Raw genomic sequence first — 25,928 nt, 5'->3', positions numbered from 1 at the left:
TCGGAATGCTCATGTAGGCCCCTACACTCCGCTTCCTCGCCTGTTTTTGCCTTGCCTGACCTTCGCTCGCCGACTTTTCGTACAGACCCTGATGCCGTGCATTGGCACGGGGCGGGCTGATGACAAGGGCGAAAGACTCAGGCGAAGGCGGGCGGCGCGCGCGGGTGGGCCGCGGGCCAGGTGAAGCGGGTGGGGACGTCGGCGGTGGCGCGCGGCGCCAGCGGCGGGCTGTGGTGCTGCGGCAGGATCGCCAGGGTCAGGCTGGAGTTGAATGCCGGGCCCATGCCGCCGGTGGAGCACAGCGGGCAACCGAAGGCCTTGGACAGGGTCGGCAGCGACTCGTCGACCGGGTTGGAGGAGGCCGGCGCCTGGGTGCGCGGGTCCACCGTACAGAACTGGCCGCCGATACCGTTGAGCTGCTGGCCGACCATTTGCCCGTGGCCGATGCTGCAGGCGAACACGTTGAACAGGACGCAGCAATAGAGCATCCAGGCAACGAGCGAGCGATCGGTTCGGGTTAATTTCATGGGGCGGCACTTTACCATCGCAGGCGACGAACGTACTTACAAAAACGTGCGGGTGGGTCCATTCTTCAGCGACATTTTTTGCCATGGACGTTTGCATATGAATGTTTTGATCGCGCAAGGGATGGCCGGAGCCTTCCTGCTGATCAGCCTGATCCACCTGTACTGGGCCGCCGGCGGCAAGCGCGGCAGCGACGCGGTGATCCCCCAGGTGCCGGGCAGGACGCCGGGCAAGCTGGAGCCGGCGTTCAAGCTCTCGGGATTCGCCACCTTGCTGGTGGCGGTGGGCTTGCTGCTGATCGCGATGCTGGTGTGCCTGCGGGTGGGTCTGTACCTGCCGACGGTGAGCCACCCGGCGCTGCAATGGGTGATCAGCGCGATGGCCTTGCTGATGTTCGCCCGGGCCATCGGCGACTCGAACCTGGTGGGGTTCTTCAAGGAGGTCAGCGGGTCCAGGTTCGCCCGGCTGGACACCCTGTTCTATTCGCCGTTGTGCGTGGTGCTGGGGGCGGGGTTGTTGGTGGTGGCCTGGAACTGAGTACCCTGTAGGAGCAGCCGGTCGATGCTCGATTGCTCGCGATAGCGGCGCCCCTGACACTCCGCAGGGCCTGCATCGCCAGCAAGCTGGCTCCTACAGATGTATTGCGATCTGGCAGTGGATCAACTGCCGCTTTCACTGCGTCGGCTGCTGACCTCCGCCGGTACATCGTGGCCGGCCATGCGCTTGCGGAACAGCGCGGCCCGCGCCAGCAGCAGGGTGGTCACCGGCACGGTGATCGACAGCAGGATCGGGATCAGCCAGGCGTGCAGCACCGGCCCCGATTTCATCCCCGAGAAATACAGGATCGACGCCAGGGCCACGCACCAGGCGCCCAGGGTCGAGGCCAGGGCCGGCGGGTGCATGCGCTGGAAGTAATCCTTCATGCGCAGCATGCCCAGGGCGCCGATCAGCGCGAAGCTACTGCTGAGCACCAGCAGGATCGCCACCGGTATTTCGATCCACCACGACAGTTCACTGACGGCATTCATTCGATCACCTCGCCACGCAGGAGGAATTTGGCCAGGGCGAAGGAGCCGACGAAGCCGAACAGGGCAATCAGCAGCGCCGCCTCGAAGTAGGTGTCGCTGGCGTAGCGGATGCCCAGCACCAGCATCATCAGCATCGCCAGGATGTACAGGTAGTCCAGGGCCAGGACCCGGTCCTGGGCCGAGGGGCCCTTGAACAGCCGGACCAGGGTCAGGACCATGGCCACGGAAAACAGGAACAGGCTGAACAGGATCGCATTCGTGAGCAAGGCACTCATTCGAAGATCTCCATCAACGGACGCTCGTAGGTCGTCTTGAAGTGCTGGATGAAAGCCGCTTCGTCGTCCAGGTCGAACACATGCAGCAGCAGGATGCTGCGGTCCAGGGACAGCTCGGACCACACCGTGCCCGGCACCACCGTGGTGATGGTCGAGAGCGCGGCCAGGCCGTTGGCGTCGCGCAGCTCCAGGGGGATCTTGACGAAGCGCGAGCGCGGCGGGCGGCGCCCGGCGTTGAGCACGCCCCAGGCCACGGCCAGGTTCGACAGCAGCACATCGCGGCCGACCACCAGCAACAGGCGCAGGATGGTCGCGGGGCGACGGATGCGGATCGGCAGCGGGCGCAACGGCCGCATCATCAAGGGTGCGCAGAACCCCAGCAGCGCGCCGAGCAGCAGGTTGCCGGGGCTGACGGACAGGTTCAGCACCAGCCACAGCAGCCACAGCGCCAGCGACAACCAGGGGGCGGGGAACAGGCGCTTCATGGCTGCACCTCTTGCAACGCCGCCTGGGCTTCGGGGCTGGGGACCGCCCGGGTGCCAAGCACGGCCATCACATATTGCTGCGGATCGTTGAGGCTGTCGGCGGCGGCCTGGGTAAAGCGCAGCAGCGGCTCGGCCTTGACGGTCAGCAGCATGCACAGCCCGAGCAGGGCGATGATCGGCACGCACTCGAAGCGCCGCAGCAGCGGCGAGGGCCGTTCTTCCGGGGCCCAGAAGCGCCGGATACCCAGGCGCGAAAAGGCGATCAGCGACGCCAGGCCGGAGAGGATCAGCAAGGCCAGCAGGCCCCAGGCGGCGCCGGACAGCGGCGCATCCGTGGCCTGGCCCAGCCCCAGCGGGTTGAGCAGGGCGCCGATCAGGCTCAGCTTGCCGATGAAGCCCGACAGCGGCGGCATGCCGATGATCAGCAGCGCGCAGGCGATGAAACTCAGGCCGAGGAAGGCCATGGTCCAGGGAATCACCTGGCCGACCACGGCTTTGCGCTCGTCGTCGAGGTTGGTGCCCGGTGGCGGTTGCAGCGACTCCTGGGGGCGGGGCAGGGTTTCGACTTCATCCTCCAGGGGGATCTCGTTGGCTGAACGCGAACGCTCGATCAGCTCGGCCAGCAAAAACAGCGCGCTCAGGGCCAGGGTCGAGCTGACCAGATAGAACAGCGCGCCGGCAATCAGCCTGGGCTGGGCGAAGCCGATCGCCGCCAGGAGGATCCCGGCCGAGACCAGGATGCTCAGGCTGGCCATGCGTTCCAGGCGTTGCGCGGCGAGGATCGCCAGGGCCGCGCCGACGATGGTCGCCATGCCGCCGTAGATCAGCCAGTCGCCGCCGAAGTAGGCCGAGGCCCCGGCCTGGCCGGAGAACAGCAGGGTCCACAGGCGCAGCAGGGTGTAGACCCCGACCTTGGTCATGATCGCGAACATCGCCGCCACCGGCGCGCTGGCCGAGGAGTAGGCCGGCACCAGCCAGAAGTTCAGCGGCCACATGCCGGCCTTGGCCAGGAACGCGGTGGCCAGGATCGCCGCGCCGGCGTGCAGCAGGCCACGGTCGGCTTCCGGCACCAGCGGGATCTTCAGCGCCAGGTCGGCCATGTTCAGGGTGCCGGTGACGCCGTAGATCAGCGCCGCGCCGATCAGGAACAGCGACGAGGCCAGCAGGTTGATCGCCACGTAGTGCAGGCCGGCGGACACCCGCGCCCGCCCCGAGCCGTGCAGCATCAGGCCGTAGGAGGCGGCCAGAAGCACTTCGAAGAACACGAACAGGTTGAACAGGTCGGCGGTCAGGAAGGCACCGTACAGGCCCATCAGCTGGATCTGGAACAGCGCGTGGAAACTGGCCCCGGCGCGGTCCCAGCGGGCCATGGCGAACAGCAGGGCGCTGACGCCGATGATCCCGGTGAGCACCAGCATCAGCGCCGACAGGCGATCGACCACCAGCACGATGCCGAACGGTACCTGCCAGTTGCCCGGCAGGTACACGCCGACGGAACCGGGCACGCCGGTCTGCTGGGTCCAGCACAGCAACAGCACGGAAATGCCCAGGCCGAGCATGCTGGAGAACAGGTTGATCCTGGCTTTGAGCGGGCGATGTTTCTCGCCGAGCATCAGCATCACCGCGGCGGTCAGCAGCGGCAGCAGGATGGGCGCGACGATCAGGTGCGGCATCAGGTTCATTCCTTGGGCTCCCGGCCATCCACATGGTCGGTGCCGGTCAGGCCCCTGGACGCCAGCAGGACCACCAGGAACAGCGCGGTCATGGCGAAGCTGATGACGATCGCCGTGAGCACCAGCGCCTGGGGCAGCGGGTCGGTGTAGTGCAGCAGGTCCTGGGGCACGCCGTCCTTGATGATCGGCTCCTTGCCGATGAACAGGCTGCCCATGCTGAAGATGAACAGGTTGACCCCGTAGGACAGCAGGCACAGGCCCATCACCACCTGGAAGGTCCGTGGCCGCAGCACCAGCCAGACGCCGGAGGCCGCCAGCACACCAATGGCGATTGCAATGACTTCTTCCATCAGGCGGCTCCTGGCTTGGCTTGGGGTTTGACTTGGGCACGCACCGACTGGTGCGCCAGCGCGGTGAGGATCAGCAGGGTCGAGCCGACCACCACGGCATACACGCCGATGTCGAAGAACAGCGCGCTGGCGATATGGATATCGCCCAGCAGCGGCAGGTCCAGGTGCAGGGTATGGGTGGTCAGGAACGGGTAGCCGAACGCCAGGGCGCCGAGCCCGGTCAGGGTGGCGAACAGCAGGCCGGTGCCCATCCAGCGCAGCGGCCGCAGGCTCATCTGGGCCTCGACCCACTGGGTGCCGGCGACCATGTATTGCAGGATGAACGCCACCGACATCACCAGGCCGGCGACGAAACCGCCGCCCGGCAGGTTGTGGCCACGCATGAACAGGTAGAACGACACCACCAGGGCGATCGGCAGCAGCAGGCGCACCAACACCGCCGGCACCATCATGAAGCCCAGGGCGGTGTCGCTGGCCTGGCGCGGGTTGACCAGGTCGGTGACCACGTCGGGCGCCAGCAGGCGCTGCTGGGCCGGCAGCTGCATGCTTTCCTTGGGCGGGCGGAAGCGTCGCAGCAGGGCGAACACGGTCAGGGCCACGGCCACCAGCACGGTGATCTCGCCCAGGGTGTCGAAGCCGCGGAAGTCCACCAGCATCACATTCACCACATTGCTGCCGCCGCCTTCCGGCAGGGCGCGGCTGAGGTAGAACGAGGAAATGTCGTTGGGGGTCTGGCGGGTCAGCATGGCGTAGGACAGCACGGCCATGCCCAGGCCGACGGCGATCGACAGCAGCAGGTCGCGCAGGCGGCGGGCACGGGCCTTGGGCAGGCTGCTGGGCAGCGGCGAAACATCCTCGATCCGCCGGGGCAGCCAGCGCAGGCCGAGCAGGATCAGCACCGTGGTCACCACTTCCACCACCAGTTGGGTCAGGGCCAGGTCCGGCGCGGAGAACCAGACGAAGGTCACGCAGGTCATCAGCCCGCAGACGCTGACCATGGTCAGGGCCGCCAGACGGTGGTACTTGGCTTGCCAGGCGGCGCCCAGGGCGCAGGCGATGGCCAGCAGCCAGAGGGTGACGAAGACGATGGAGCCCGGGATCTTCGGCCGGTCGCCCCAGCTCAGGCTGCTGTAGAGCATCGGGATCAGGCCGGCCAGCACCGCCACCAGCACCAGTAGGAACAGCTGGGTCTGCAGGCGCTGGGTGCTGATCCGCCGTTCCAGGCGCCGGGCCAGGCGCATCATGCTCACCAGGCTGCGCTCGAACAGGCGCTTGCCGTTGAAGCGGCCGATCAGCGGCGGATAGGCGAAATCACCGCGCACCAGCGGGGCACGCAACAGCAGGTAGAGCACGATGCCGCCGGACATGGCGATCAGGCTCATGATCATCGGCGCATTCAGGCCGTGCCAGATCGCCAGGCTGTACTCCGGCAGCGTGCCGCCAACCACCGGCTGGGCGGCCGCGGCCAGCAGCGGGCCGACCATCTGCGCCGGGAAGATCCCCACCAGCAGGCAGGTGAACACCAGCAGTTCCACCGGCGCGCGCATCCAGCGTGGCGGCTCGTGGGGCGTGTGCGGCAGGTCTTCGGCCGGTTTGCCGAAGAACACATCCACGGTGAAGCGCAGGGAATAGGCGACGCTGAAGGTCCCGGCGATGGTGGCGATCACCGGCAGGGCGGCCTCGACCCAGGCGGTGGAATTGATGAACACGGTCTCGGCGAAGAACATCTCTTTCGACAGGAAGCCGTTGAGCAGCGGCACGCCGGCCATGGAGGCGCTGGCGACCATGGCCAGGGTCGCGGTGAACGGCATCAGCTTGATCAGGCCGTTGAGCTTGCGGATGTCGCGGGTGCCGCTTTCGTGGTCGATGATGCCGGCGGCCATGAACAGCGAGGCCTTGAAGGTGGCGTGGTTGAGGATGTGGAACACCGCGGCCACCGCGGCCAGCGGGCTGTTCAGGCCCAGCAGCAGGGTGATCAGGCCCAGGTGGCTGATGGTCGAGTAGGCCAGCAGGCCCTTGAGGTCGTTCTGGAACATCGCGCAGTAGGCGCCCAGCACCAGGGTCGCGGCCCCGGCGCCGCCGACGATCCAGAACCATTCCTCGCTGCCGGACAGCGACGGCCAGAGGCGGGCGAGGAGGAACACCCCGGCCTTGACCATGGTCGCCGAGTGCAGGTAGGCCGAGACCGGTGTCGGCGCGGCCATGGCGTGGGGCAGCCAGAAGTGGAAGGGGAATTGCGCGCTTTTGCTGAGGGCGCCGATCAGGATCAGCGGCAGGAGAATGGGGTAGAGGGCATGGGCTCGGATGAGATCTCCGGCAGCCAGGACCTGGTCCAGGTCGTAGCTGCCGACCACATGGCCGAGCAGCATGACCCCCGCCAGCAGGCACAAGCCCCCTGCGCCGGTGACCATCAGCGCCATGTAGGCCCCGCGCCGGGCATCGGAGCGGTGGTGCCAGTAGCCGATCAGCAGGAAGGAGAACAGGCTGGTCAGTTCCCAGAAGAACACGATCTGGATCAGGTTGCCGGAAATCACCAGGCCGAGCATGGCGCCCATGAAGGCCAGGAAAAACGCGAAGAAGCGCGGCACCGGGTCTTCCGGCGACATGTAGTAACGCGCGTACAGCGACACCAGGGTGCCGATGGCCAGCACCAGCATGGAGAACAGCCAGGCGAAGCCGTCCATGCGCAGGACGAAATTCAGGCCCAGGCTGGGCAGCCAGTTGAACTCTTCACGGATCACGCCGCCATGGGCGATCTGCGGGTACATCGAGGCCACCGCCACGCTACCGGCCAAGGCGACCAGGCCTGCCAGCAGGGACTCGGTGTTACGTGCGTTGTGCGGCAGCAAGGCCGCCAGACAGCTGCCGATAAAAGGCAGAAGCAGTAGAACTATCAGGGACATAGGCTTCTAATCTGCGGGAAATTGTGATGCATCATACGTGCCGACTCTGTGATCACCAACCTTGAAGCTGTGGCAGGATCCTACAAAACCCCTTCGGCCAGCCGTCAAGGCAGGGGATAAGAACCGGCTTGGCCGAAAGCCCTGGCAGTGTGCCCGGGGTGAATGACAACAAAGCGCTGCGCGCGGTGTTATGGTCGCGCCCCTCGGCAACGGACCCGCTTGAAAGGAAGCAGACAGGCCCTTTATGACCCTCGGACCCTTTACCCGCAAAACCCTCGCCAGCCTGCTGTTGATGGCCTTCGGCGGCTGGATCGTCTGGCTGTGGCTGACTCTGGCCGGGCCCACTGCCGGCATGAGCCGCTTCAAGACCCTGGAACCCTTGTCGATCGAGGGGCAAACAGCGGCGGCCTTGCCCGCCGGCACCGTGCTCTATTACGACACCGGCTTTGCCGAGGGCCATGGCCGTTACCTGGCGTACTTCTATCACAAGGGCGTCATCGCCCAGGAAGCCTTGCCCAAGGCCTTCTGGCCGGGGCAGGAGCAGATCAGCCCCTTGTGGTTGTGGAATATCGATCCCGGGCAGATCCCGGATAAAACCATGACGCGAGAGGACATTGTCGCCGCCGTACAGGCCGGTCAACTGTCCCGGCAGGAACTGGCGGCCATTGTCGAGTCGTTGCCGCGTTAGCTCAGCGTTGCGAATCCGCGGTCTCATCCAGCCGATCCGCCTCGACCACTTCGCCGTTCTTACCCTTGGTCTTCAACTCGCTGACGATCACCGCCGCGACGATCAGCGCGCCGCCCAGCAGGGCCAGGGCCGGCAGGCGTTCGCCGGCGATGCGCCCGACCAGCCCGGCCCATACCGGTTCACCGGCGTAGATCAGGGTGGCGCGGGTCGGCGAGACGCTTTTCTGCGCCCAGTTCATCGCCACCTGGATCGCCGCGCTGGCGGCGCCCAGGCCCAGGGCGCTGGCCAGCAGCAGCCAGGAAAAGTCCGGGATGGCTTCCTGGGTCGGCACCACCATCAGGAACGACAGCACCGAGGTCGCGGCCAGTTGTACTACTGTGACCCGGCGCACATCGACCTGGCCGGCGTAGGTGCTGATCAGGATGATTTCCGCGGCGATGGCCACGGTGCTGATCAAGGTGGCGATTTCTCCCGGGCTGAAGTCCAGCGCGGCGCCGCTGGGCCCGGAGAGCAGCATCAGTCCGGTGAAGGCCAGCATGATGCCGATGCTCGGCATCAGCCCCGGGCGCTTGCCCATGAATAGCCATTGCAGCAGCGGCACGAAGGGCACGTACAGCGCGGTGATAAAGGCCGACTGGCTGCTGGGAATGGTTTGCAGGCCCACGGTCTGCAGGCCGTAGCCGAGCATGATGGCGGTGCCGATGAAGACCCCGGCCTTGAGTTCGAACAGGGTCAGCCCGCGCAGGCTGCGCAGGGAGAACAGCCCGACGATGCAGGCCGCCGCGGCGAACCGCAGGCCGACGAAGAACATCGGGCCGCTGACGGTCATGGCGTGCTGCACCGTGAGAAAGGTGCCGCCCCAGACCATGGTGATCAGCACCAGCACGCACTCGGCTTTGCTCAGTTTGAGGAAGAAGGAAGAAGATTTGCAGGAGTTCACCGACGTCATGCCCTTGCGTGCTACCCGGGGCGGCCGCACAATGCGCCGCGAAGTTGGGCAGTATACTGCGCAAACCCATACAGTGAGCAATATAGTGCACAAAGATCCTGGGCAGCGCGCTTCCGTGCTGCAGCATGTCAGTCACAACGTCCGGCGCCTGCGCCACGCCGCCGAGCTGAGCCAGAGCGCCCTGGCGGAAAAGTCCGGGGTCAGCCGGCGCATGCTGGTGGCCATCGAGGCCGGTGAGAAGAATGTCAGCCTCAGCACCCTGGACCGGGTGGCCGAAGCCCTGGGCGTGGCCTTCAGCGACCTGATCCAGGCCCCCGATGCCCGCGACCCGAGCCGGATCAACGAGCTGGCCTGGGCCGGGCTGATTCCCGGGAGCAAGGCGGTGCTGCTGGCCAAGGCTAATGCTTGCCGCGAAGTGGAGCTGTGGGAGTGGCGCCTGGAGCCGGGCGAGCAATACCTGTCGGAACCGGACGCCGAAGGCTGGAGCGAGCAACTGTATGTCTTCGAGGGTTGCCTGACCCTGGTCCTGGGCGAGCAGGAGCGGCGCCTGGACAGCGGTGAGTTCTTCATGTTCGCCAGCAACCTGCCGCATGCCTATCGCAACGATGGGGCGGTGGCGGTGCGTTTCGTGCGCAACGTGGTGATCTGAGCACTGTTGCCTGGGCAACAGTGCTTGAACATTTTGCCTGTTTTCAATTGATGCTGCTTCTTATGAACATCAATCAACTTACTGATTTGTAAGGCTTATAGTCTTCGGCATGACTTCTGCAATCTCCAGGTCAGAACGGATCTTCCGCATTCGACAGGACCTGGAGTCGGCCATGACAGCCACTGCTCAACCCACCCGAACCGCCCACATCATCCACTCCGACGCCGAGGCCATCGCCGTCGCCCGGACCCTGGCCGAGCGTTTCGCCGTCGAGGCCAGCGTGCGCGATCGCGAGCGGCGCCTGCCGTTCGCCGAGCTGGACGAGTTCTCCGCCAGCGGCCTGTGGGGCATCACCATTCCCAAGGCCTACGGGGGCGCCGGGGTGTCCTACGTGACGGTGGCCCAGGTGATCAAGATCATTTCCGCCGCCGACTCGTCCCTCGGCCAGCTGCCGCAGAACCACCTGGGCGTGCTCGACATCCTGCTGCAGACCGCCAGCGAGGAGCAGAAGCGCTATTACTTCGCCAAGGTGTTGCAGGGTTATCGCTTCGGCAACGCCTTCTCCGAAGCCGGCAGCAAGCATGCCGGCGCCTTCGAGACCCGCATTCGTTTCAACGCCGACGGCGCGCGGATCGACGGCGAGAAGTTCTACTGCACCGGCGCCTTGTTCGCCCATATCGTGCCGGCGGTGGCGGTCGACGAAGAGAACAAAGCGTTCATCGCCTTTATCGAGCGGGACAACCCCGGCCTGACCGTGATCGACAGCTGGGACGGTTTCGGCCAGCGCACCACGGCCAGCGGCGGGGTCACCCTCGATGCGGTGCAGGTGCCACTGAGCGCGGTGATCCCGGCCCATCGCGCATTCGACGAGCCCACCGCCGACGGGCCGATCTCGCAGATCATCCAGGCGGCGGTGGACACCGGCCTGGCAGTCGGCGCCCTGGAAGAAGCCAAGCGCCACGCGCGCCAGTCGCGCCCCTGGATCGACAGTGGCCAGGATCATGGCTGGCAGGACCCGTTCACTATCGCCGCCATCGGCGACCTGGAATGGCGGGTGCACGGCACCGAGGCGATCCTGGAAAAAGCCGGCCTGGCCATCGACCAGGCACTGCGCGAACCCAACGAAGACAGCGTGGCCCAGGCCTCGGTGGTGGTGGCGCAAGCCAAGGTGTTGTCGGCACAAAGCGCCTTGCTTGCCAGCAGTAAGCTGTTCGAGCTGGCCGGCACCCGCTCGGTGCTGGGCAAGTACAACCTCGACCGCTACTGGCGCAACGCGCGGACCCACACCCTGCATGACCCGGCGCGCTGGAAATACCACCTGATCGGCAACTTCCTGCTCAACGGCGTCAAGCCGGCCCGCCACGCCTGGAACTGAGGAATCGCCCATGAACGCATTGAGTCAAGCCACCGCCCATGAAACACCCGCCGATGAACAGGCCGAGCACAGCCACCACGACCTGCGCCGCGCCCGCGAGCTGCTGCAATCGACTCTCAAGTTTGTCCGTGAGCAGGCCAAACCCTGGCCCGGCAGCGGCCTGGCCCGAGTCAGCGACGACCCTTATGTGATCAGCCGCTTTGGCGACCTGCTGATTCGTATCGAAGTCGCCGCCGCCTTGCAGGAACGGGCGCAATCGCTGCTCGCCAGGGAGCCCGACGTCGCCGAAATCGGCGTGGCCCAGGCCGAGGCGGCCATCGCCAGCCGCGAGGCCTTGCTCGCGGTGAGCAACGCCGAGTTCGAGCTGACCGGCCAGCGCAGCCCGCTGCCCGCCGCGCAGGGTGAACCTTTGCGCTGGAAATACCCGTTGATCGGCAACTACCGTCTCAACGGCGTGGTGCCGCCCAGTTTCAGGAGTGCGGTTTGATGGCCCGGGAAATCCGTCTCAACGCGTTCGACATGAACTGTGTCGGCCACCAGTCGCCGGGCCTGTGGGCCCACCCCCGGGATCGCTCCTGGCAATACAAGGACCTCGAATACTGGACCGACCTGGCGCGGATCCTCGAACGCGGCAAGTTCGACGGCCTGTTTATCGCCGATGTGCTGGGCATCTACGACGTCTACCAGGGCAACGGCGAGGCGGCGATCCGCCAGGCGACCCAGGTGCCGGTCAACGACCCGCTGCAACTGATCCCGCCCATGGCGCTGGTCACCGAGCACCTGGGCTTCGGCCTGACCGCGTCGCTGTCGTTCGAGCATCCCTATCCCTTCGCCCGGCGTCTTTCGACCCTCGACCACCTGACCCGCGGCCGCGCCGGCTGGAACATCGTCACCTCCTACCTGGAAAGCGGGGCGAAGAACCTCGGGCAGAAAGCCCAGACCGAGCACGACGCCCGCTACGACTACGCCGAGGAATACCTCCAGGTTTGCTACAAGCTCTGGGAAGGCAGCTGGGAAGAGGGCGCGGTGCTGCGCGACCGGGAACGGCGGATCTTCAGCGACCCGAGCAAGATCCATGAGATCCGCCACGTCGGCCCACACTTCCAGGTGCCGGGCATCCACCTCTGCGAGCCTTCGCCGCAACGTACCCCGGTGCTTTACCAGGCCGGGGCGTCGAGCCGTGGCAAGCAGTTCGCCGCCGAACAGGCCGAGTGCGTGTTCGTCGCCGCGCCGTCCAAGGTGCTGCTGAAGAAGACCGTGGCCGATATCCGCCGCCGCGCCGCCGAGGCCGGGCGCGATCCGGCGCAGATCCTGATCTTCAACCTGCAGACGGTGATCCTCGGCGAGACCGACGCCAAGGCCAGGGCCAAGTTCGAGGAGTACAAGTCCTGGGTCAGCTACGAAGGTGCCATGGCGCTGATTTCCGGCTGGACCGGCATCGATTTCAGCCAGTTCAAGCCTGATGAGCCGCTCAAGCATGTGCACACCAACGCCATCCAGTCGGCGGTGGAGGCCTTCTCCACGGCCGACCCGAACAAGGTCTGGACGCCCCATGAGCTGGCGGACTGGGTCGGCATCGGCGGCTTTGGCCCGCTGTTCGTCGGCAGCCCGGAAACCGTGGCCGACCTGCTCCAGGAGTGGGTCGAGGACACTGATGTGGACGGCTTCAACCTGGCCTACGCGCTGACCCACGAAACCTTTGTCGATGCCGTCGAACTGCTGGTCCCCGAGTTGCAGAAGCGCGGCGTGTACAAGACCGAATACGCCCCCGGCACCTTGCGCGAGAAGCTGTTCGGCGCCGGGCCGCGCTTGCCGCAGAGTCATCCGGGCAGCGCCTATCGCGACCTGGCGGCCTGGCATCGCCAGGAGCAGCAGGTGGCCTCCATCCGGATACCTGCCTTGTAGCCGCTGCCGAAGGCTGCGATCGACCGGAACGGTCGCGGCGATGTTGCTGACGCCGAAGCCCCTGCGGGGCTTATCGCAGCCTGCGGCAGCGGCTACAAAGGCGCAGTTGTCAGCTGCAAACCAAAAACCGGCCAGCGGACCACCGCACGCTTTTGCCCAAGGAATCGAGGTCAGTCCATGAGCGTGCATGAACTCAAGCGTTCGCCCCCGGCGGATGCGCGAACACCGGAACACACTGTGCTGCTGCCCGCCGCCCTGGAGCTGTTGCAGCACTGGGCGCAGGTCAGCCCGCTGGCCAGCGCGTTGCGTCACAAGCGCCACGGCCATTGGTACAACTGGCGCTGGATCGATGCCGCGCGGGATGTCGAGCGCCTGGCCGACGGCCTGCGCCAACAGGGTTTCGACGAAGGCTCGCGACTGGCGTTGAGCGGCCTGTTCGAGCCCAACCTGCTGCTCCTGGCCCTGGCCGCGCAACGGGTGGGCGGCCAGGTGCTGACCCTGAGCGACGAACTCGACCCGCAAGCCCTGCGCCAGGCCCTGTGGAACCTGCGCCCCAGCCATGCCTTCGTGCATTCGCGCCAGCAGTTGCTGCGCTGGGTCGCTGCCGGTGAAAACAGTATTGCCCCGCAATTGTTGATTGCCCATCAGGCTGTTCCGCGCCTGCCGCAGGGTTCGCGCCAGCCGGTGCTGGCCTTCAGCGACCTGCTCGGCAGCCGGGAAAAGCCCCAGCGCCAGAACCACTGGCGGCATACGGCCCATGCCGCGCAGCTGTGGAGCGAGGAGGGCACGCACTGGCCGGAAGGCCTGAGGGTCTTGCTGCACCAGTGGCTGCACAGCGGCCATAGCCTGGCCTTCCCGGAAAGCCGCGGTTCGGCCAGCCGCGACCGCCGCGATGTCGCCCCCAGCGGCCTGCTGCTCTCGGGGCCTTGCCTGCAACGCCTGGCCGACGACATCGAAAGCCGCCTGGCGCCCGTGGGCAGTTGGCGCCGCCGCCTGTGCGACTGGGCCATTGCCCAGCCGCACCGCCCCCTGCAACGGCTGCTGAAGAACCGGGTGCGCCGGCTCCTGGGGTTCCAGCGCCTGGATTACATCTGGCAGGCCCCCGGCAACCCCTCGACACCTTCGGCGCCGGTGTGGCTGGCCGAACTCAAACGGAATATCGCATGAGCGCCGCCGACCCCATCCTGCAAGTCAATGCCATCTCCCTGTCGTTCAAGGGGGTGAAGGCGATCAACCAGCTGTCCTTCGCGGTCGCGCGCGGCGAGATCTGCGCGCTGATCGGGCCCAACGGCGCCGGCAAGAGTTCCTTGCTCAATATCCTCAATGGCGTCTATCGCTTCGACGCCGGCTCGATTGTCTTCGACCGCGAAGCGTTCCAGCGCATCGACCCCTTGCAGGCCGCGCGCCGGGGTATCGGCCGCACCTTCCAGAACAACGCGCTGTTCAAGAAGATGAGCGTGATCGACAACCTGCTCAGCGGCCTGTCGCGGCACACCCGCGCCCGCTTTATCGAACAGGCCCTGGGGCTGCCCCGGGCGCGGCGCGAGGCCGAGGCCCATCGGCAGCTGGCCCAGGGCATTCTCGAGTTCCTCGAGTTGCAGGCGCAGCGCGATGTGCCGGTGGGCAACCTGGCCTACGGCCTGCAAAAGCGCGTCGAGCTGGGCCGGGCCCTGATCGCCGGGCCCAGCCTGTTGCTGCTGGACGAGCCCATGGCCGGGATGAACGCCGAGGAAAAACAGGACATGGCGCGTTTCATCGCCGACATCAACCGCGACCTCGGCACCACGGTGGTGCTGATCGAGCACGATATGAACGTGGTCATGGACCTGTCCGACCATGTGGTGGTGCTGGACTACGGGCGCAAGGTCGGCGACGGCACCCCGGCCGAAGTGCAGGCCGACCCCGAGGTGATCGCCGCCTACCTGGGGGCGGTGCACTGATGAGCTTTTTCTTCGAAACCCTGCTCGGCGGCCTGCTGGCCGGCACCCTGTATTCGCTGGTGGCCATCGGCTTCGTGCTGATCTACAAGGCCAGCGGTGTGTTCAATTTCGCCCAGGGCGCGATGTTGCTGTTCGCCGCGCTGACCTTCGTCAGCCTGCACGACCAGGGCGTGCCCTTTGTCCTGGCGTTGCTGGCGACGGTGCTGGTGATGATCGCCGGCGCCTGGCTGATCGAGCGGCTGGTGCTGCGGCCATTGGTCAATCGTTCGCAGATCACCCTGTTCATGGCCACCCTGGGCCTGTCGTTCATCATCGAAGGCCTGGCCCAGGGGCTGATGGGCTCCCAGGTCAGGGCGCTGGACCTGGGCATCGACGACGTGCCGCTGTTGCTCGGGCCGCTGATGCTCAGCCAGTTCGACCTGATCGCCGCGGCCACGGCCGTGGTGCTGGTGACGGTGCTGGCGCTGCTGTTCAACAAGACCCGGATCGGCGTGTCGCTGCGGGCGGTGGCCGACGACACCACGGCCGCGCTGTCGATCGGCATCAATCTCAACCGCATCTGGCAGATCGTCTGGGCGGTGGCCGGCATCGTCGGGCTGGTGGCCGGGCTGCTCTGGGGCGCGCGCCAGGGCGTGCAGTTCTCGCTGTCGCTGGTGGTGCTCAAGGCTTTGCCGGTGCTGATCATCGGCGGCTTCACCTCGATCGGCGGGGCAATAGTCGGCGGGCTGATCGTCGGCGCCGCGGAGAATCTGGCCGAGGTCTACATCGGCCCGCTGATCGGCGGCGGCATCACCCCCTGGTTCGCCTATGTGCTGGCCCTGGCTTTCCTTTATATCCGTCCCGCCGGCCTGTTCGGCGAGCGCGCCATCGAGCGAGTCTGAACCCATGTCCATTCCCCTGACCCAGGCCACCGCGCCTGTGCTGTTGATCCCGCGCCGCCTGCCCTGGGGCCTGGGCAGCCTGCTGTTGCTGGCCCTGGTTGGCGTGCCCCTGGTGGGCAACGACTATTGGCTCAACGCCATTCTGATCCCGTTCCTGGTGCTGTCCCTGGCCGGGCTCGGCCTCAACCTGCTCACCGGCTACACCGGCCAGACCTCGGTCGGCGCCGCCGGCTTCATGGCGGTCGGCGCCTTTGCCACTTATGGCTTCCTGCTGCGCCTGCCGGAGCTGGGCCTGCCCCTGGCGCTGCTCGGCGGCGGCTTGATCAGCGCGGCGGTGGGCTGGCTGTTCGGCCTGCCCAGTTCGCGGATCAAGGGCTTCTACCTGATGGTCACCACCCTGGCGGCGCAGTTCTTCCTGGAGTGGCTGTTCGTCAAGTTTCCCTGGTTCTACAACTACGGCTCCTCGGGGACCATCTCGGCGCCCCGGCTGAGCCTGTTCGGCCATGACCTCAATACCCCGGTCGGGCGTTACCTGCTGACCCTGGCCTGCGTGCTGCTGTTGACCTGGGTCGCGCTGAACCTGGTGCGCAGCCAGGTCGGGCGCAACTGGATGGCGATTCGCGACATGGACACCGCGGCGGCGGTGATCGGCATTCCGGTGGCGCGCTACAAGCGCCTGGCGTTCGCCGTCAGTTCCTTCTACCTGGGCATCGCCGGCGCCCTGTGGGCCTTCGCCTACCTGGGCACCGCCAGCGCCAGCAGCTTCGATATCAATCGTTCGTTCCAGATCCTGTTCATCATCATTATCGGCGGCATGGGCAGCGTGGCCGGCAACTTCGTCGGCGCGGCCTTTATCAGCCTGCTGCCGATCCTGCTCAGCCACGCCGGGCAAGCCCTGGCGGGCGGTGCGGTGGATGCCGGGCAGTTGCAGAACCTGCAGAAAATCATCTTCGGTGTGCTGATCATCCTGTTCCTGATCAAGGAGCCGGAGGGCCTGGTCCGCCTGCTGGGCAATCTCCGTCAACGGCTGGGCCACTGGCCGCTGCGCTTCTGAATTCCACTCCTGAGTAGAGAGAAGATATGCGTGCATCCTTGAAACGTTCCCTGGCCGGCGTCGCGGTGACGCTGGCGATCCTCGGCGGCGCGGCGCCCGTGGCGCAGGCCGCGGCGGACCAGCAGTTCTTTCCGCTGGCCACTTACCGGGTCGGTGCCTATGCCTCCAGCGGGGTGCAGGTGTGGGCCGGCATGATCGACTACCTGAACTACATCAATCAGGTGGAAGGCGGGATCAACGGGGTCAAGCTGGTCTGGCAGGAGTGCGAGACCGAGTGGACGGCGGAGAAGGGCATCGAGTGCTACGAGCGCTTCAAGAATGGCCTGGATGGCGCGCCGGTGGCGGTCTACCAGCCCAACGGCGCACCGGCGGCCTATGCCCTGAGCGAGCGCGCCGAGGTCGACAAGATCCCGCTGATCACCCTGGGTTACGGCCGTACCGAAGCCACCGACGGCACGGTGTTTCCCTATAACTTTCCGGTGATGCTGACCTTCTACAGCGAGGCGTCGACCCTGGTGAACTACATCGCCGAGCGCGAGGGCGGCTTCGACAAGCTCAAGGGCAAGAAGATCGCCACGGTCTACCACGATTCGGCCTATGGCCGGGAAACCCTCGGCCCGCTGAAACTGCTGGCGCAGAAGTACGGCTTCGAGAACATCCAGATTCCGGTGGCCGATCCGGGTAACGAGCAGTCGGCGCAATGGCGCCAGGTGCGCCAGCAGAACCCCGACTGGGTGTTCCTGCGCACCTGGGGCGTCTCGACCCCGGTGGCGGTGAAGACCGCCGCGCGCTTCGGCTTCCCGGTGGACCACATCATCGGCGACATCTGGGCCAGCTCCAGCGAAGACGTATTGCCGGCCGGCGCGGCGGCCAAAGGCTACCTGGCGCTGACGCCTTATCCGGCGGGAAGCGATTTCGACATCCACCGGCGCCTCAAGCAACACATCCTCGACCAGGGCAAGAGCGACCTTGCGGACCTGAAGAACTTCGGCAGCGTGTACTACAACTCCGGGCTGGTGAACGCTGCGGTGGCGGTCGAGGCGATCCGCACCGCCCAGGGCAAGTTCGGCCAGCGCCCGCTCAATGGCGAAGAAGGCCGCTGGGGCCTGGAGCACCTGAATATCGACGACGCCCGGCTCAAGGACATGGGTTACCTGGGGTTGATGCAGAACCTCAAGCTGTCCTGCCGCGATCACGAGGGCGGCGGTTCGGCGCGGGTGCAGCAGTGGGACGGCGCCCACTGGACCCTGATCAGCGACTGGATCGCCGCCGACCGCGCCTTGCTGCGGCCGCTGATCGACGAGAAGTCGGCGGCCTTCGCCAAGGAGAAGAACCTCACGCCACGCAGCTGCACCGGGGATGAATGAAGCATGAGCCAGACTGCTCCGGCCGCCACGGCCGACGACCTGTTGCAGGTGCGCGATATCGAGGTGATCTACGACGGTGCGATTCTCGCGGTGGCCGGGGTCTCCCTGAGCGTGCCCGAGGGCGGCATAGTCGCCTTGCTGGGGGCCAACGGCGCCGGCAAGAGCACCAGCCTCAAGGCGATCTCCGGGCTGCTGCGCGCCGAGCGGGCCGAGGTCAGCCGTGGCTCGATCGCCTTTCTCGGCCAGGACAGCGCCGGCGTCGATCCCAGCCAGCGGGTGCGCCAGGGCATGGTCCATGTGCTGGAGGGGCGCCATGTGTTCCCGCAGCTGACGGTGGAGGACAACCTGCGCAGCGGCGGTTTTGTCCGTGGCTTGAGCCGCCGAGAACTGGCCGCCGACCTGGAACGCATCTACGCCTGGTTCCCGCGCCTGAAGACCAGGCGCGGCACCCGCGCCGGCCTGACCTCGGGCGGCGAGCAGCAGATGGTCGCCCTCGGCCGCGCGCTGATGACCCGGCCGCGCCTGGTGCTGCTGGACGAACCGTCCATGGGCCTGGCGCCGATCATCGTCCAGGAGATTTTCGAAATCGTCGCGCAACTCAATCGCGAGGCGCGAGTGAGCTTCCTGATCGCCGAACAAAACATTAATGTGGCGCTCAAGTACGCCTCCAGGGCCTACGTGCTCGACACCGGGCGCGTGGCCTGGTCCGGCACGACCGATGAACTGCTGGCCCGGGGCGATCTGCAGGACTTCTACCTAGGCAGGCACTGACCCGTGAGAACCCCATGAGCCAAACACCCAACGGACAGGCGAGCGGCGCCACCCGTGATGCCGATGTGCTGATCGTCGGTGGCGGCCTGAGTGGCGCCTTGCTCGCCGCCCAACTGCTGCGCCTGCCGGGCCGGCGCCAGGTGCTGGTGATCGAGCCGCGCAGCGAGCTGGGGCGCGGCGAGGCCTACAGCGCCGTCGAACTGGGCCACACCCTGAACGGCAACGCCGCGCGCATGAGCGTCGACCCGGACAACGCCGATGACTTGACTCAATGGCTGAGCGATTACATCGCCGCCGGCGGCTGGCCGGAATCGAAGCAGCAGCCCGTGCCCATCAGCGAGCTGTTTCCACCGCGCGGGATCTTCGGCCTGTATGTCCAGCAGCGGCTGGCCGAGGCCCAGGCGATTGGCGCCTCGCAGGGCTCGACGGTGGCGCATGTGCGTGCCGAGGTGGTGGACTTGCAGGCCGACGCCGAGGGTGCCTGGCTGACCCTCAACGACAGCCAGCAACTACGCGGCGCCTTTGCCGTGCTGGCCACCGGCATGTTCCCGGCGGCGCGTACGCCGCAGACTCAATCCAGCGGCCTCAATGCCGCCGCGCTGGACCCCTGGGACGTTTCGGCCATGAGCCGGCTCGACCCGCAGGCCACGGTGCTGATCATCGGTTCCGGGCTGACCATGGTCGACGCCGTGGTGTCTCTGGAGCAGGCTGGGCATCGCGGGCCGATCGAGGTGTTCTCGCGCCACGGCCTGTTGCCCCATGTGCGGCGCCAGCCACCGGCCTGGGTCGACTTCCTCGCCGAGGATCCCAGCCTGCGCAGCCCGCGCCAGTTGCTGCGCGAGCTGCGTCGGCAATGTCGCCAGGCGCTGGCGGATGGCGTGGACTGGCAGGCGCCGCTGGACACGGTGCGCGCCCATATCGGGCGCTTGTGGAGCCAGGCCACGGACGTGCAGCGCCGGCAGTTCGTGCGCCATGTGCGGCCGTGGTGGGAAAGCCATCACCACCGTTCGCCGCCGCTGAGCGCCGAGCTGGTGGCGCGTTTGCACGGGGAAGGGCGGTTGCGCATCCAGGCGGCCTCGTTCAAGGGCCTGGAGCCTTCGGCGGATGGGCGCCTGGCGATTTGCATCCGTCGCCGCGGCGAAGCGCAAACCCGCTGGGTCGCGGGGGATGCGCTGATCAACTCCAGCGGCATCGAATACGACTGGCGCCGGGTCGCCCGACCGTTGCCGCAGCAACTGCTGGCCCGTGGCCTGATCACGCCGGGGCCGCTGGCCCTGGGGATTTGGGCCGACAGCGATGGCGCGGTGGTGGATGCCGAAGGGCAGGTTGCCCGCCGGTTGTTCGCCATGGGCCCGCCGTTGCGCGGCATGTGGTGGGAAAGCACCGCGGTGACCGACGTGGCCAGCCAGGCCAAGGCGTTGGCGGCGCGGTTGGTGGGGTTGGCGTAACCGCCGCCGCTTCGCGGCTATCGCGGGCAAGTCGGATCGCCGCCCGCTCGCTCCTACAGACGCACGCATATCCTTGTAGGAGCGAGGCTTGCCCGCGATGACGTCCTCTCTAACGCCATCAAGCCCAAGGTCACACCGCGCCGACATTCACCCAACGCTGCTCCCGCGCCGCGACCCGAATCGCCGCCGCCAGGCGCTCGACCTGCCAGGCCTCGGCGAAATCCGTCCCGCCTTGCCCCTGGCCGCCCAGCGCCATGATCAGCTCATGGACCTCCAGGGTCTTGAGCTCGTTGTAGCCCAGTTGATGCCCCGGGGCCGGGCTGAAGGCGGCGTAGCCGGGCAGGGAGGGCCCGGCCAGCAGGCGTTGGAAGCCGCTATCACCGGCCCGGTACAGGCGCAGTTCATTGAGACGTTCCTGGTCGAAGGCCAGGGTGCCGCGGGTGCCGCTGATCTCGAAACTCAGGTGGTTCTTGTAGCCGTGCTTGAGCCAGCTGCTGCTGAACGTACCGCGGGCACCGCTGGCGAAACGCAGCAGGGCATGGGCCTGGTCGTCCACGGCGATCGGGCGCTGCTCCTGACTGCCGGCGCTGGCCGGGCGCTGGTGGTGCACGGTCTGGCTGTCGGCGCAGACCGCCTCGACCTCGCCCAGCAGATAACGCGCCATGGCCAGCAGGTGGCTGCCCAGGTCGGCCAGGGCGCCACCGGCGTGCTGCGGATCGCAGCGCCAGGAGAAGGGCGAGGCCGGGTCGGCCATGAAGTCTTCGCTGAACTCGCCCTGGAAGCTGACGATCTGCCCCAGTTCGCCGCTGTCGATCAGCGCCTTGGCCTGCACGATCATCGGGTTGTGCTGGTAGTTGTAGCCGACCCGGGTGACCACCCCGGCGGCCTGGGCCGCGTGCTGCATTTGCTGCGCCTGTTCGACGCTGACCGCCAGGGGCTTTTCGCAATACACCGCCTTGCCGGCCTTCAGGGCGGCCATGGCCATGGGGAAGTGCAGGTGATTGGGGGTGGTGATCGCCACCAGGTCGACCCGGGGGTCGTCGATCAGCCGTTGCCAGTCGCCGTGGGCCTGGGCAAAACCCCAGGCCGCCGCGCAGTACTCGGCGCGCTGGCGGTCGGCATCGGCCAGCGCCGCCAGGTGCAGGCGCACCGGCAACTCGAACACCGCGCTGACATTACGGAACGCCAGCGCATGGGCCCGGCCCATGAAGCCCGTGCCGATCAAACCTATTCCCAGTTCACCCATTGCCGACCCCTTGCAGAATTGTTGTTGTAAGGAATGCTCTTTATGGAATAAAAATTCCGTAATTGCAATCTATGGAATAAATTTTCAGCCGCGCGCCGCTGCTGCTCGGCAACCCGGCCGGGAAAAGCCGAAGGGCGCAAATAAAAAAGGGTGCAATGAACAGTCATTGCACCCATGGGCCGATCACCTGAGCAGGGTCAGAACTGGAAGGTGAACCCCAGGTTGACCGAGCTGCCACCGCCATGGCCGGACACCAGCCCGGTGTAGTTCAGCGACACCAGGGTGTCTTTGCTCATGGCCATTTCCGCAGCGGCCTTGACCACCGCGCCATCGCGAGACACCGGCACGCCGTTCACCGCAAAGGCCGCCGCACTGCCAGCAAATTTCAATGAGGTTTCACGATCCAGGTCGCCGTACTGGTGTTCCCAGCCCAGCTCGCCACGCAAGGTCACCGAGCGGGTGGCGCTCACCGGCAATTGCGTATGACCTCGCAGGCCAAGGGTCGAGAGCGTGGCGTCCTGGCTTTGCTTGCTGCCATGCAAGGCTGCTGCACCGCCGCGTTCCTTGAACGAGTCGTTCTGGAAGTTGATGTAGCTGAGGTTGGCGAAGGGCTCGAAAGCCGCCCACCGGGTGTAGCCGATTTCGCCGAACACCTGATCGGTACGCGCGTTGTAGTTGGCTTTTTCATGACTCGACTGGTTGCCGTACACCACGTCACGGGAAGTGTCGAAGCGGTGCCAGGTGGTGGCTCCGCCGAGGCGCAGGGCGATGCTGTCGAAACGTTTGCCGCCATAGATCGACAGGTGATAGTTGTCGCTGTCGGCGGAAGTCCTGGAGGCTCCGTTCAGATCGGTCCTGGTGTAGCCGGTTGCCGCACCGACGCGCCAGCCATCGCCGACGTCGGTGTCCAGACCGAGCAGGACGCCGGTGGTGGAAGTGCTGTAGCGCGTGGCGTTGTGATCGGCGTCGACTTGCCTGTGGCCGCCGAGCAATTGCACCCAGCCACCATTGCTGCTGGCCTGGATATCCATATCGGTATCCAGGACCTGAGCCTGTTGCAGGCGGCCGTTGACTGCGTCACGCAGGTAACGGCTGTCAGCGATCTGCGCAGCGGCGATGTCGGAGTGCACCTGGCCATCGAGCTGGTTGAAGGCTTGTCGCGCCAGTTCCGCCGAGTCGGAGGCCAGGATGCTCTCGTACACCGGATTACCTGCGTTCAATGTGTCGATGGCGCTGGCGACGGCACGCTCGTTACGGGTCAAGGCTACGCTGGCGAACGCGGTCTGGTTGCGGTAGATGCCCAGGTTCAGCTGGTTCGGCTGGTAGTCCAGGCGGGTGTCAAGGAACAAGAAACTGGGGGCGACGGAAGCGAACTGGCCGTTGATACCCTGGCTGGCGCTGAGGATGTTGAACTGCTGGCCCAGGTAGCTGCTGGCCTGGGCCGCAGACAGCAGGTTGGGGCTGTTTTCCATGGAGAGGGTGACCTGTCCGCCGTTGAGAGTCGCCACGCCCGTGCTCTGGAGGGTGTCGGTCTGCCCGTTGGCGGCGACTTCCACCGCGTACACCGAGCCCGGGTTGAACGTGACGTCGCCGGTGTGCAGGGTGCCGACCGAATGGCCGGGGGCCAAGGTACCGCCGTTGTTCACCAGCAGGGTGCCGATGCTGCCGTTACCCGCCAGGGTGCCGCCGATACGGGTGACCACCTGGTTATTGGCATCGACGGTGCCCACGGCGCTGCCATCGACCGTCACGCTGGAGGTCAATCTGCCGTCCACCGAGAGCTTGCCGCCACGGACCCAGGTACTGCCCGAATAGCTGCTCTGGCCGTCGAGTACCAGTTCCCCATCCCCGGACTTTGTCAGGCTGCCGACATAGGTCTGGCCGGTCAGCGGGTCCAGGCCGCGGGTCAGCGTTGCCTGCTCCCGGGCCATGCCGATCTCGTACTGGAATTGATCGTCCGCCGAGGCCCCGGCCGGTAGACCGTTGACCCAGCCTTTGTGCTGCTTGATCGTGCTCCAGGTGGCCTGTTCGGCAGCGTCTTCGCTGCGTCGGGCACGGATCGCTTCGTCGGAGATGTCGTTGGCCCAGATATCGCGGGTGCCGGCGGGCAGCGCCACGGCCAGTGCACCGACGAACTGTCCCGGGCCCTGCATGGCCTTTTTCAGGTTGGGCAGGCCCCAGCCGTTGACCACCCCTGGCACCTGCGGGGTGCCGGGAGCGGCGTCGTGCACCGGTTGCAGGTTGTCGTAGGTACGTCCGCCCGTCCGGTCGCCGACCGCGGTGTCCGGGCCGTCTGGGGTTTGCAAGGTGGAGGTGGTCAGCAAGACATCGCGGGCCTGGCTCGCGGTCATGTAGGGAAAGCGCTGGATCACCAGGGCCAGTGCGCCGGAAACGCTGGGGGCGGCCGCCGAGGTGCCGTTGGCGTTGGGGATGATCTCGCCTTCCGGTCCTGCGGACGGAATGCCGGAAACCCCCATGACGCACCACCACTTGGAGGTGCCGCAGCGGTTATAGACCTGGGCGCCGCTCTCGTCATAACCGGTGATGGACAGCCACTTGGACTCCAGGTCCGGCTTGAAATAGGGGAGGTTGGCGTTGGTGTCCGGGTTGGCGCCATGGCTGTCGTTGCCGGCGGAGATGATCTGGATGAACGAGTACTGCCGGCCGGCGTCGGCCATGGCATCCATCCAGGTCTTCTGGCCCGCGTGGGCCTTGTCCCAGAACGGCCGGTAGGCGGCGGTCATGTCCCTGAGGATATCCTGCGGGCTGTCGCCGACAGTGCCGAAGTGGTTCTCTACGTCATTACGCGAGTTCTGCCCCCAGCTCTGGTTGACGATCGACACTTTTTTCGCCGCCAGCGCGTCGTAGCTGGCCATGAAGGCGTTGTAGTCGAGGTCGTTGGAGCCTTGATAACGGTCGTTGTCGCTGCCGCCGGTGTTGGCCACGAACAGATTGGCGTCGAAGGCGATGCCGTGCATGCCGGTACCATTGCGACTGGCCGCCAGTACTCCGGACATTTCCGTGCCGTGGCCGTCGTTGAAGCTCGGGTCGTACTCACCCGGAATACTGAAGTGCTCACCTTTGTGGAACTCGCCGGCCGGCACCTCCAACCGATAGCGCGGATGGGTTGCGTAGTATTCGCCGGTAGAGGTGACCGCCTGCACACGGTTTTCGCCTGCGGCGTTCTTGCCCTGGAATTCCGAATGTTCGCTGAGGATGCCCGAGTCCAGCACGCCGACGTTTACCCCTTTCCCGGTGATACCCAGGGCATAGGCGTAATAGGCGTTGGTCCGGTCCAGGCCGGAGTTGACCTGGGCTTCCGGAGTCTTCCAGGTTTGCGCGTTATTGCTCCAGTTGCCGGTCGCGGCGGACCATGACTGTCCGGCATTGAGTTGTTTGTGCAGGTCCGTGGCCACGCCCGGCTCTATATAGGTATAAGGTTGGGCCGCCGGCAGGTTGGCAATAATCGCTTTGGCGAAGTCGAATATGTTCTGGGTATAACGGCCGGAGTTGCTGAACAGGCGGCTTTTATAGCGATCCAGATTGTTGTTGTAATCAAGTGGCTTGCTCGTATCGCCGAGCATTGCACTGATCGACAGGTTTTCCGTCTGCAACTCGTAGTTCTGCTGGAGCAACGAGTCGAACTTTGTCGATTGTGCGGCAAACTCTTTGGCTGCCAGGTCCAGGGTATTGCCTACACCAAAACGCAAGTTGGTATACACGGCGGTACCCGGCGCGAATGACGCAGCGGCTTTCCTGAATGCAGCCTCCAATACCTGGGGTGTATAGGGCGAGCCGGTGGGCGGATTATCTGCCAGAGCCATCTGGCCCTGACCCAGCCACAAGGCGATGGCCATTGCGACAGGGCTCAGGGAAGCTGGTTTTAAACGGTTGCTGCGTTTGCCTGAATCGATACCTGCTACGTCCATGTTCCTTTTCCTTGAGATATGTCCTTGGTCGAAACTGATGTTTCGATCTCTTGTAATAGGCAGGGCTTAAATGACGGGCTGAAACAAAGGTGCTGTTTAGAAACACGTGGTGTGTTTATTGTTTTTACTGAGCAATAGCGAGTTCAGTCTCGGTTATCGTTACTGTATTGCTTGATACTCACTAGGTGGTACATATTAAGAAGTCGACAATCAACGAATGGTCAGTTGTTGATCCCCAAGTTGTTTTTCTTTAAGACACACATCAACCTCCGCTGTTTTCAAACAATGGTTTTTCACATGAGTGGTGTTGCAGAAAAATAACTGCGAGAGGGTTATAGCATGACAAATGAGCTTGTAACAAAATATTTATAGAGTGCTACGAGCTTGATACCAGAACTGTGACAGGTTTGGTTTTCTGTTTGAGAAAGGTTGGGGCGAGGTGTGGGTGCCGGGCAATAAAAAGGCAGCCCGCAGGCTGCCTTTGTTG

Annotated in this window: 22 protein-coding genes and 1 pseudogene; 13 read left to right on the top strand and 10 right to left on the bottom strand. The window is 65.6% G+C overall.

Features of this window, described 5'->3' with window-relative positions; genetic code table 11:
- Positions 1-137: 137 nt before the first annotated feature.
- On the bottom strand, positions 138-527 hold the full coding sequence (locus AC07Y9_RS23900; protein WP_053260741.1) for a DUF2946 domain-containing protein: 390 nt from the start codon (positions 525-527) through the stop codon (positions 138-140).
- Between the two features lie 97 nt (positions 528-624).
- Between AC07Y9_RS23900 and AC07Y9_RS23895 the strand changes: the two genes are divergently transcribed.
- Entirely contained in the window at positions 625-1,062 is a 438-nt protein-coding gene (locus tag AC07Y9_RS23895; RefSeq protein WP_102680116.1) for a DUF3995 domain-containing protein, read from the top strand.
- Positions 1,063-1,184: 122 nt separating this feature from the next.
- Here AC07Y9_RS23895 and AC07Y9_RS23890 read toward each other — a convergent pair whose 3' ends face one another.
- Genes AC07Y9_RS23890 through AC07Y9_RS23865 form a run of 6 tightly spaced genes read right to left on the bottom strand, consistent with a single transcriptional unit; the run spans position 1,185 to position 7,239 of the window.
- On the bottom strand, positions 1,185-1,553 hold the full coding sequence (locus AC07Y9_RS23890; protein WP_053260743.1) for a Na+/H+ antiporter subunit G: 369 nt from the start codon (positions 1,551-1,553) through the stop codon (positions 1,185-1,187).
- Positions 1,550-1,828, bottom strand: a complete 279-nt coding sequence (locus AC07Y9_RS23885) for a K+/H+ antiporter subunit F (RefSeq protein WP_007932799.1) — start codon at positions 1,826-1,828, stop codon at positions 1,550-1,552. Before AC07Y9_RS23885 ends, AC07Y9_RS23890 begins: the two co-directional genes overlap by 4 nt.
- Positions 1,825-2,313: a Na+/H+ antiporter subunit E gene (locus tag AC07Y9_RS23880; protein ID WP_053260744.1), complete on the bottom strand. Its 489-nt coding sequence runs from the start codon at positions 2,311-2,313 to the stop codon at positions 1,825-1,827. Before AC07Y9_RS23880 ends, AC07Y9_RS23885 begins: the two co-directional genes overlap by 4 nt.
- Entirely contained in the window at positions 2,310-3,995 is a 1,686-nt protein-coding gene (locus tag AC07Y9_RS23875; RefSeq protein WP_053260745.1) for a monovalent cation/H+ antiporter subunit D, read from the bottom strand. Before AC07Y9_RS23875 ends, AC07Y9_RS23880 begins: the two co-directional genes overlap by 4 nt.
- Entirely contained in the window at positions 3,992-4,336 is a 345-nt protein-coding gene (locus AC07Y9_RS23870) for a Na+/H+ antiporter subunit C (RefSeq protein WP_003202835.1), read from the bottom strand. The genes AC07Y9_RS23875 and AC07Y9_RS23870 overlap by 4 nt, the downstream gene beginning before the upstream one ends.
- Positions 4,336-7,239 (bottom strand): monovalent cation/H+ antiporter subunit A, encoded by a 2,904-nt coding sequence (locus AC07Y9_RS23865; RefSeq protein WP_102680101.1) that lies wholly within the window; start codon positions 7,237-7,239, stop codon positions 4,336-4,338. The genes AC07Y9_RS23870 and AC07Y9_RS23865 overlap by 1 nt, the downstream gene beginning before the upstream one ends.
- Positions 7,240-7,483: 244 nt before the next feature.
- Between AC07Y9_RS23865 and AC07Y9_RS23860 the strand changes: the two genes are divergently transcribed.
- Positions 7,484-7,927: a hypothetical protein gene (locus AC07Y9_RS23860; RefSeq protein ID WP_102680100.1), complete on the top strand. Its 444-nt coding sequence runs from the start codon at positions 7,484-7,486 to the stop codon at positions 7,925-7,927.
- Between the two features lies 1 nt (position 7,928).
- Here AC07Y9_RS23860 and AC07Y9_RS23855 read toward each other — a convergent pair.
- Positions 7,929-8,946 (bottom strand): annotated as a pseudogene (locus AC07Y9_RS23855) (DMT family transporter).
- Between the two features lie 15 nt (positions 8,947-8,961).
- On the opposite strand from AC07Y9_RS23855, the gene AC07Y9_RS23850 reads away from it, so the two are divergent.
- The 11 genes from AC07Y9_RS23850 (at position 8,962) to AC07Y9_RS23800 (ending at position 20,266) form a co-directional block, all read left to right on the top strand.
- Positions 8,962-9,525 carry a helix-turn-helix domain-containing protein gene (locus tag AC07Y9_RS23850; protein WP_102680099.1) on the top strand — a complete coding sequence of 188 codons (564 nt, stop codon included), beginning with the start codon at positions 8,962-8,964 and terminating at the stop codon, positions 9,523-9,525.
- 172 nt (positions 9,526-9,697) lie between these two features.
- The gene (locus AC07Y9_RS23845) at positions 9,698-10,900 is read left to right on the top strand and encodes an SfnB family sulfur acquisition oxidoreductase (protein WP_102680098.1); all 1,203 of its coding nucleotides are present in this window, start codon (positions 9,698-9,700) and stop codon (positions 10,898-10,900) included.
- Between the two features lie 10 nt (positions 10,901-10,910).
- A complete protein-coding gene (locus AC07Y9_RS23840; protein WP_102680097.1) occupies positions 10,911-11,387 on the top strand; it encodes an acyl-CoA dehydrogenase in 477 nt (158 codons plus the stop codon).
- The gene (locus AC07Y9_RS23835; protein WP_102680096.1) at positions 11,387-12,805 is read left to right on the top strand and encodes an LLM class flavin-dependent oxidoreductase; all 1,419 of its coding nucleotides are present in this window, start codon (positions 11,387-11,389) and stop codon (positions 12,803-12,805) included. The genes AC07Y9_RS23840 and AC07Y9_RS23835 overlap by 1 nt, the downstream gene beginning before the upstream one ends.
- Before the next feature lie 177 nt (positions 12,806-12,982).
- The gene (locus tag AC07Y9_RS23830) at positions 12,983-13,972 is read left to right on the top strand and encodes an AMP-binding protein (RefSeq protein WP_102680095.1); all 990 of its coding nucleotides are present in this window, start codon (positions 12,983-12,985) and stop codon (positions 13,970-13,972) included.
- Complete coding sequence (locus AC07Y9_RS23825) at positions 13,969-14,745, top strand: ABC transporter ATP-binding protein (RefSeq protein ID WP_102680094.1); 777 nt, start codon at positions 13,969-13,971, stop codon at positions 14,743-14,745. The genes AC07Y9_RS23830 and AC07Y9_RS23825 overlap by 4 nt, the downstream gene beginning before the upstream one ends.
- Positions 14,745-15,626, top strand: coding sequence for a branched-chain amino acid ABC transporter permease (locus tag AC07Y9_RS23820; protein WP_087087895.1), 882 nt, complete (start codon positions 14,745-14,747; stop codon positions 15,624-15,626). Before AC07Y9_RS23825 ends, AC07Y9_RS23820 begins: the two co-directional genes overlap by 1 nt.
- A 4-nt stretch (positions 15,627-15,630) precedes the next feature.
- Complete coding sequence (locus AC07Y9_RS23815) at positions 15,631-16,680, top strand: branched-chain amino acid ABC transporter permease (protein ID WP_102680093.1); 1,050 nt, start codon at positions 15,631-15,633, stop codon at positions 16,678-16,680.
- Between the two features lie 26 nt (positions 16,681-16,706).
- Positions 16,707-18,047 carry an ABC transporter substrate-binding protein gene (locus AC07Y9_RS23810; protein WP_102680092.1) on the top strand — a complete coding sequence of 447 codons (1,341 nt, stop codon included), beginning with the start codon at positions 16,707-16,709 and terminating at the stop codon, positions 18,045-18,047.
- Between the two features lie 3 nt (positions 18,048-18,050).
- Positions 18,051-18,818: an ABC transporter ATP-binding protein gene (locus tag AC07Y9_RS23805; protein WP_007923885.1), complete on the top strand. Its 768-nt coding sequence runs from the start codon at positions 18,051-18,053 to the stop codon at positions 18,816-18,818.
- A gap of 14 nt (positions 18,819-18,832) precedes the next feature.
- The gene (locus AC07Y9_RS23800; RefSeq protein ID WP_102680091.1) at positions 18,833-20,266 is read left to right on the top strand and encodes an FAD/NAD(P)-binding protein; all 1,434 of its coding nucleotides are present in this window, start codon (positions 18,833-18,835) and stop codon (positions 20,264-20,266) included.
- Between the two features lie 130 nt (positions 20,267-20,396).
- On the opposite strand, the gene AC07Y9_RS23795 is transcribed toward AC07Y9_RS23800, so the two are convergent.
- Complete coding sequence (locus tag AC07Y9_RS23795; RefSeq protein ID WP_102680090.1) at positions 20,397-21,512, bottom strand: Gfo/Idh/MocA family protein; 1,116 nt, start codon at positions 21,510-21,512, stop codon at positions 20,397-20,399.
- A 197-nt stretch (positions 21,513-21,709) separates the two neighbouring features.
- The gene (locus AC07Y9_RS23790) at positions 21,710-25,441 is read right to left on the bottom strand and encodes an autotransporter domain-containing protein (protein WP_102680089.1); all 3,732 of its coding nucleotides are present in this window, start codon (positions 25,439-25,441) and stop codon (positions 21,710-21,712) included.
- Positions 25,442-25,928: the final 487 nt, after the last annotated feature.

This window comes from Pseudomonas sp. GW456-L12, from assembly GCF_059424045.1.
Note: the sequence above shows the minus strand (reverse complement) of the source record. Positions and strands in the feature narration are given on the sequence as shown.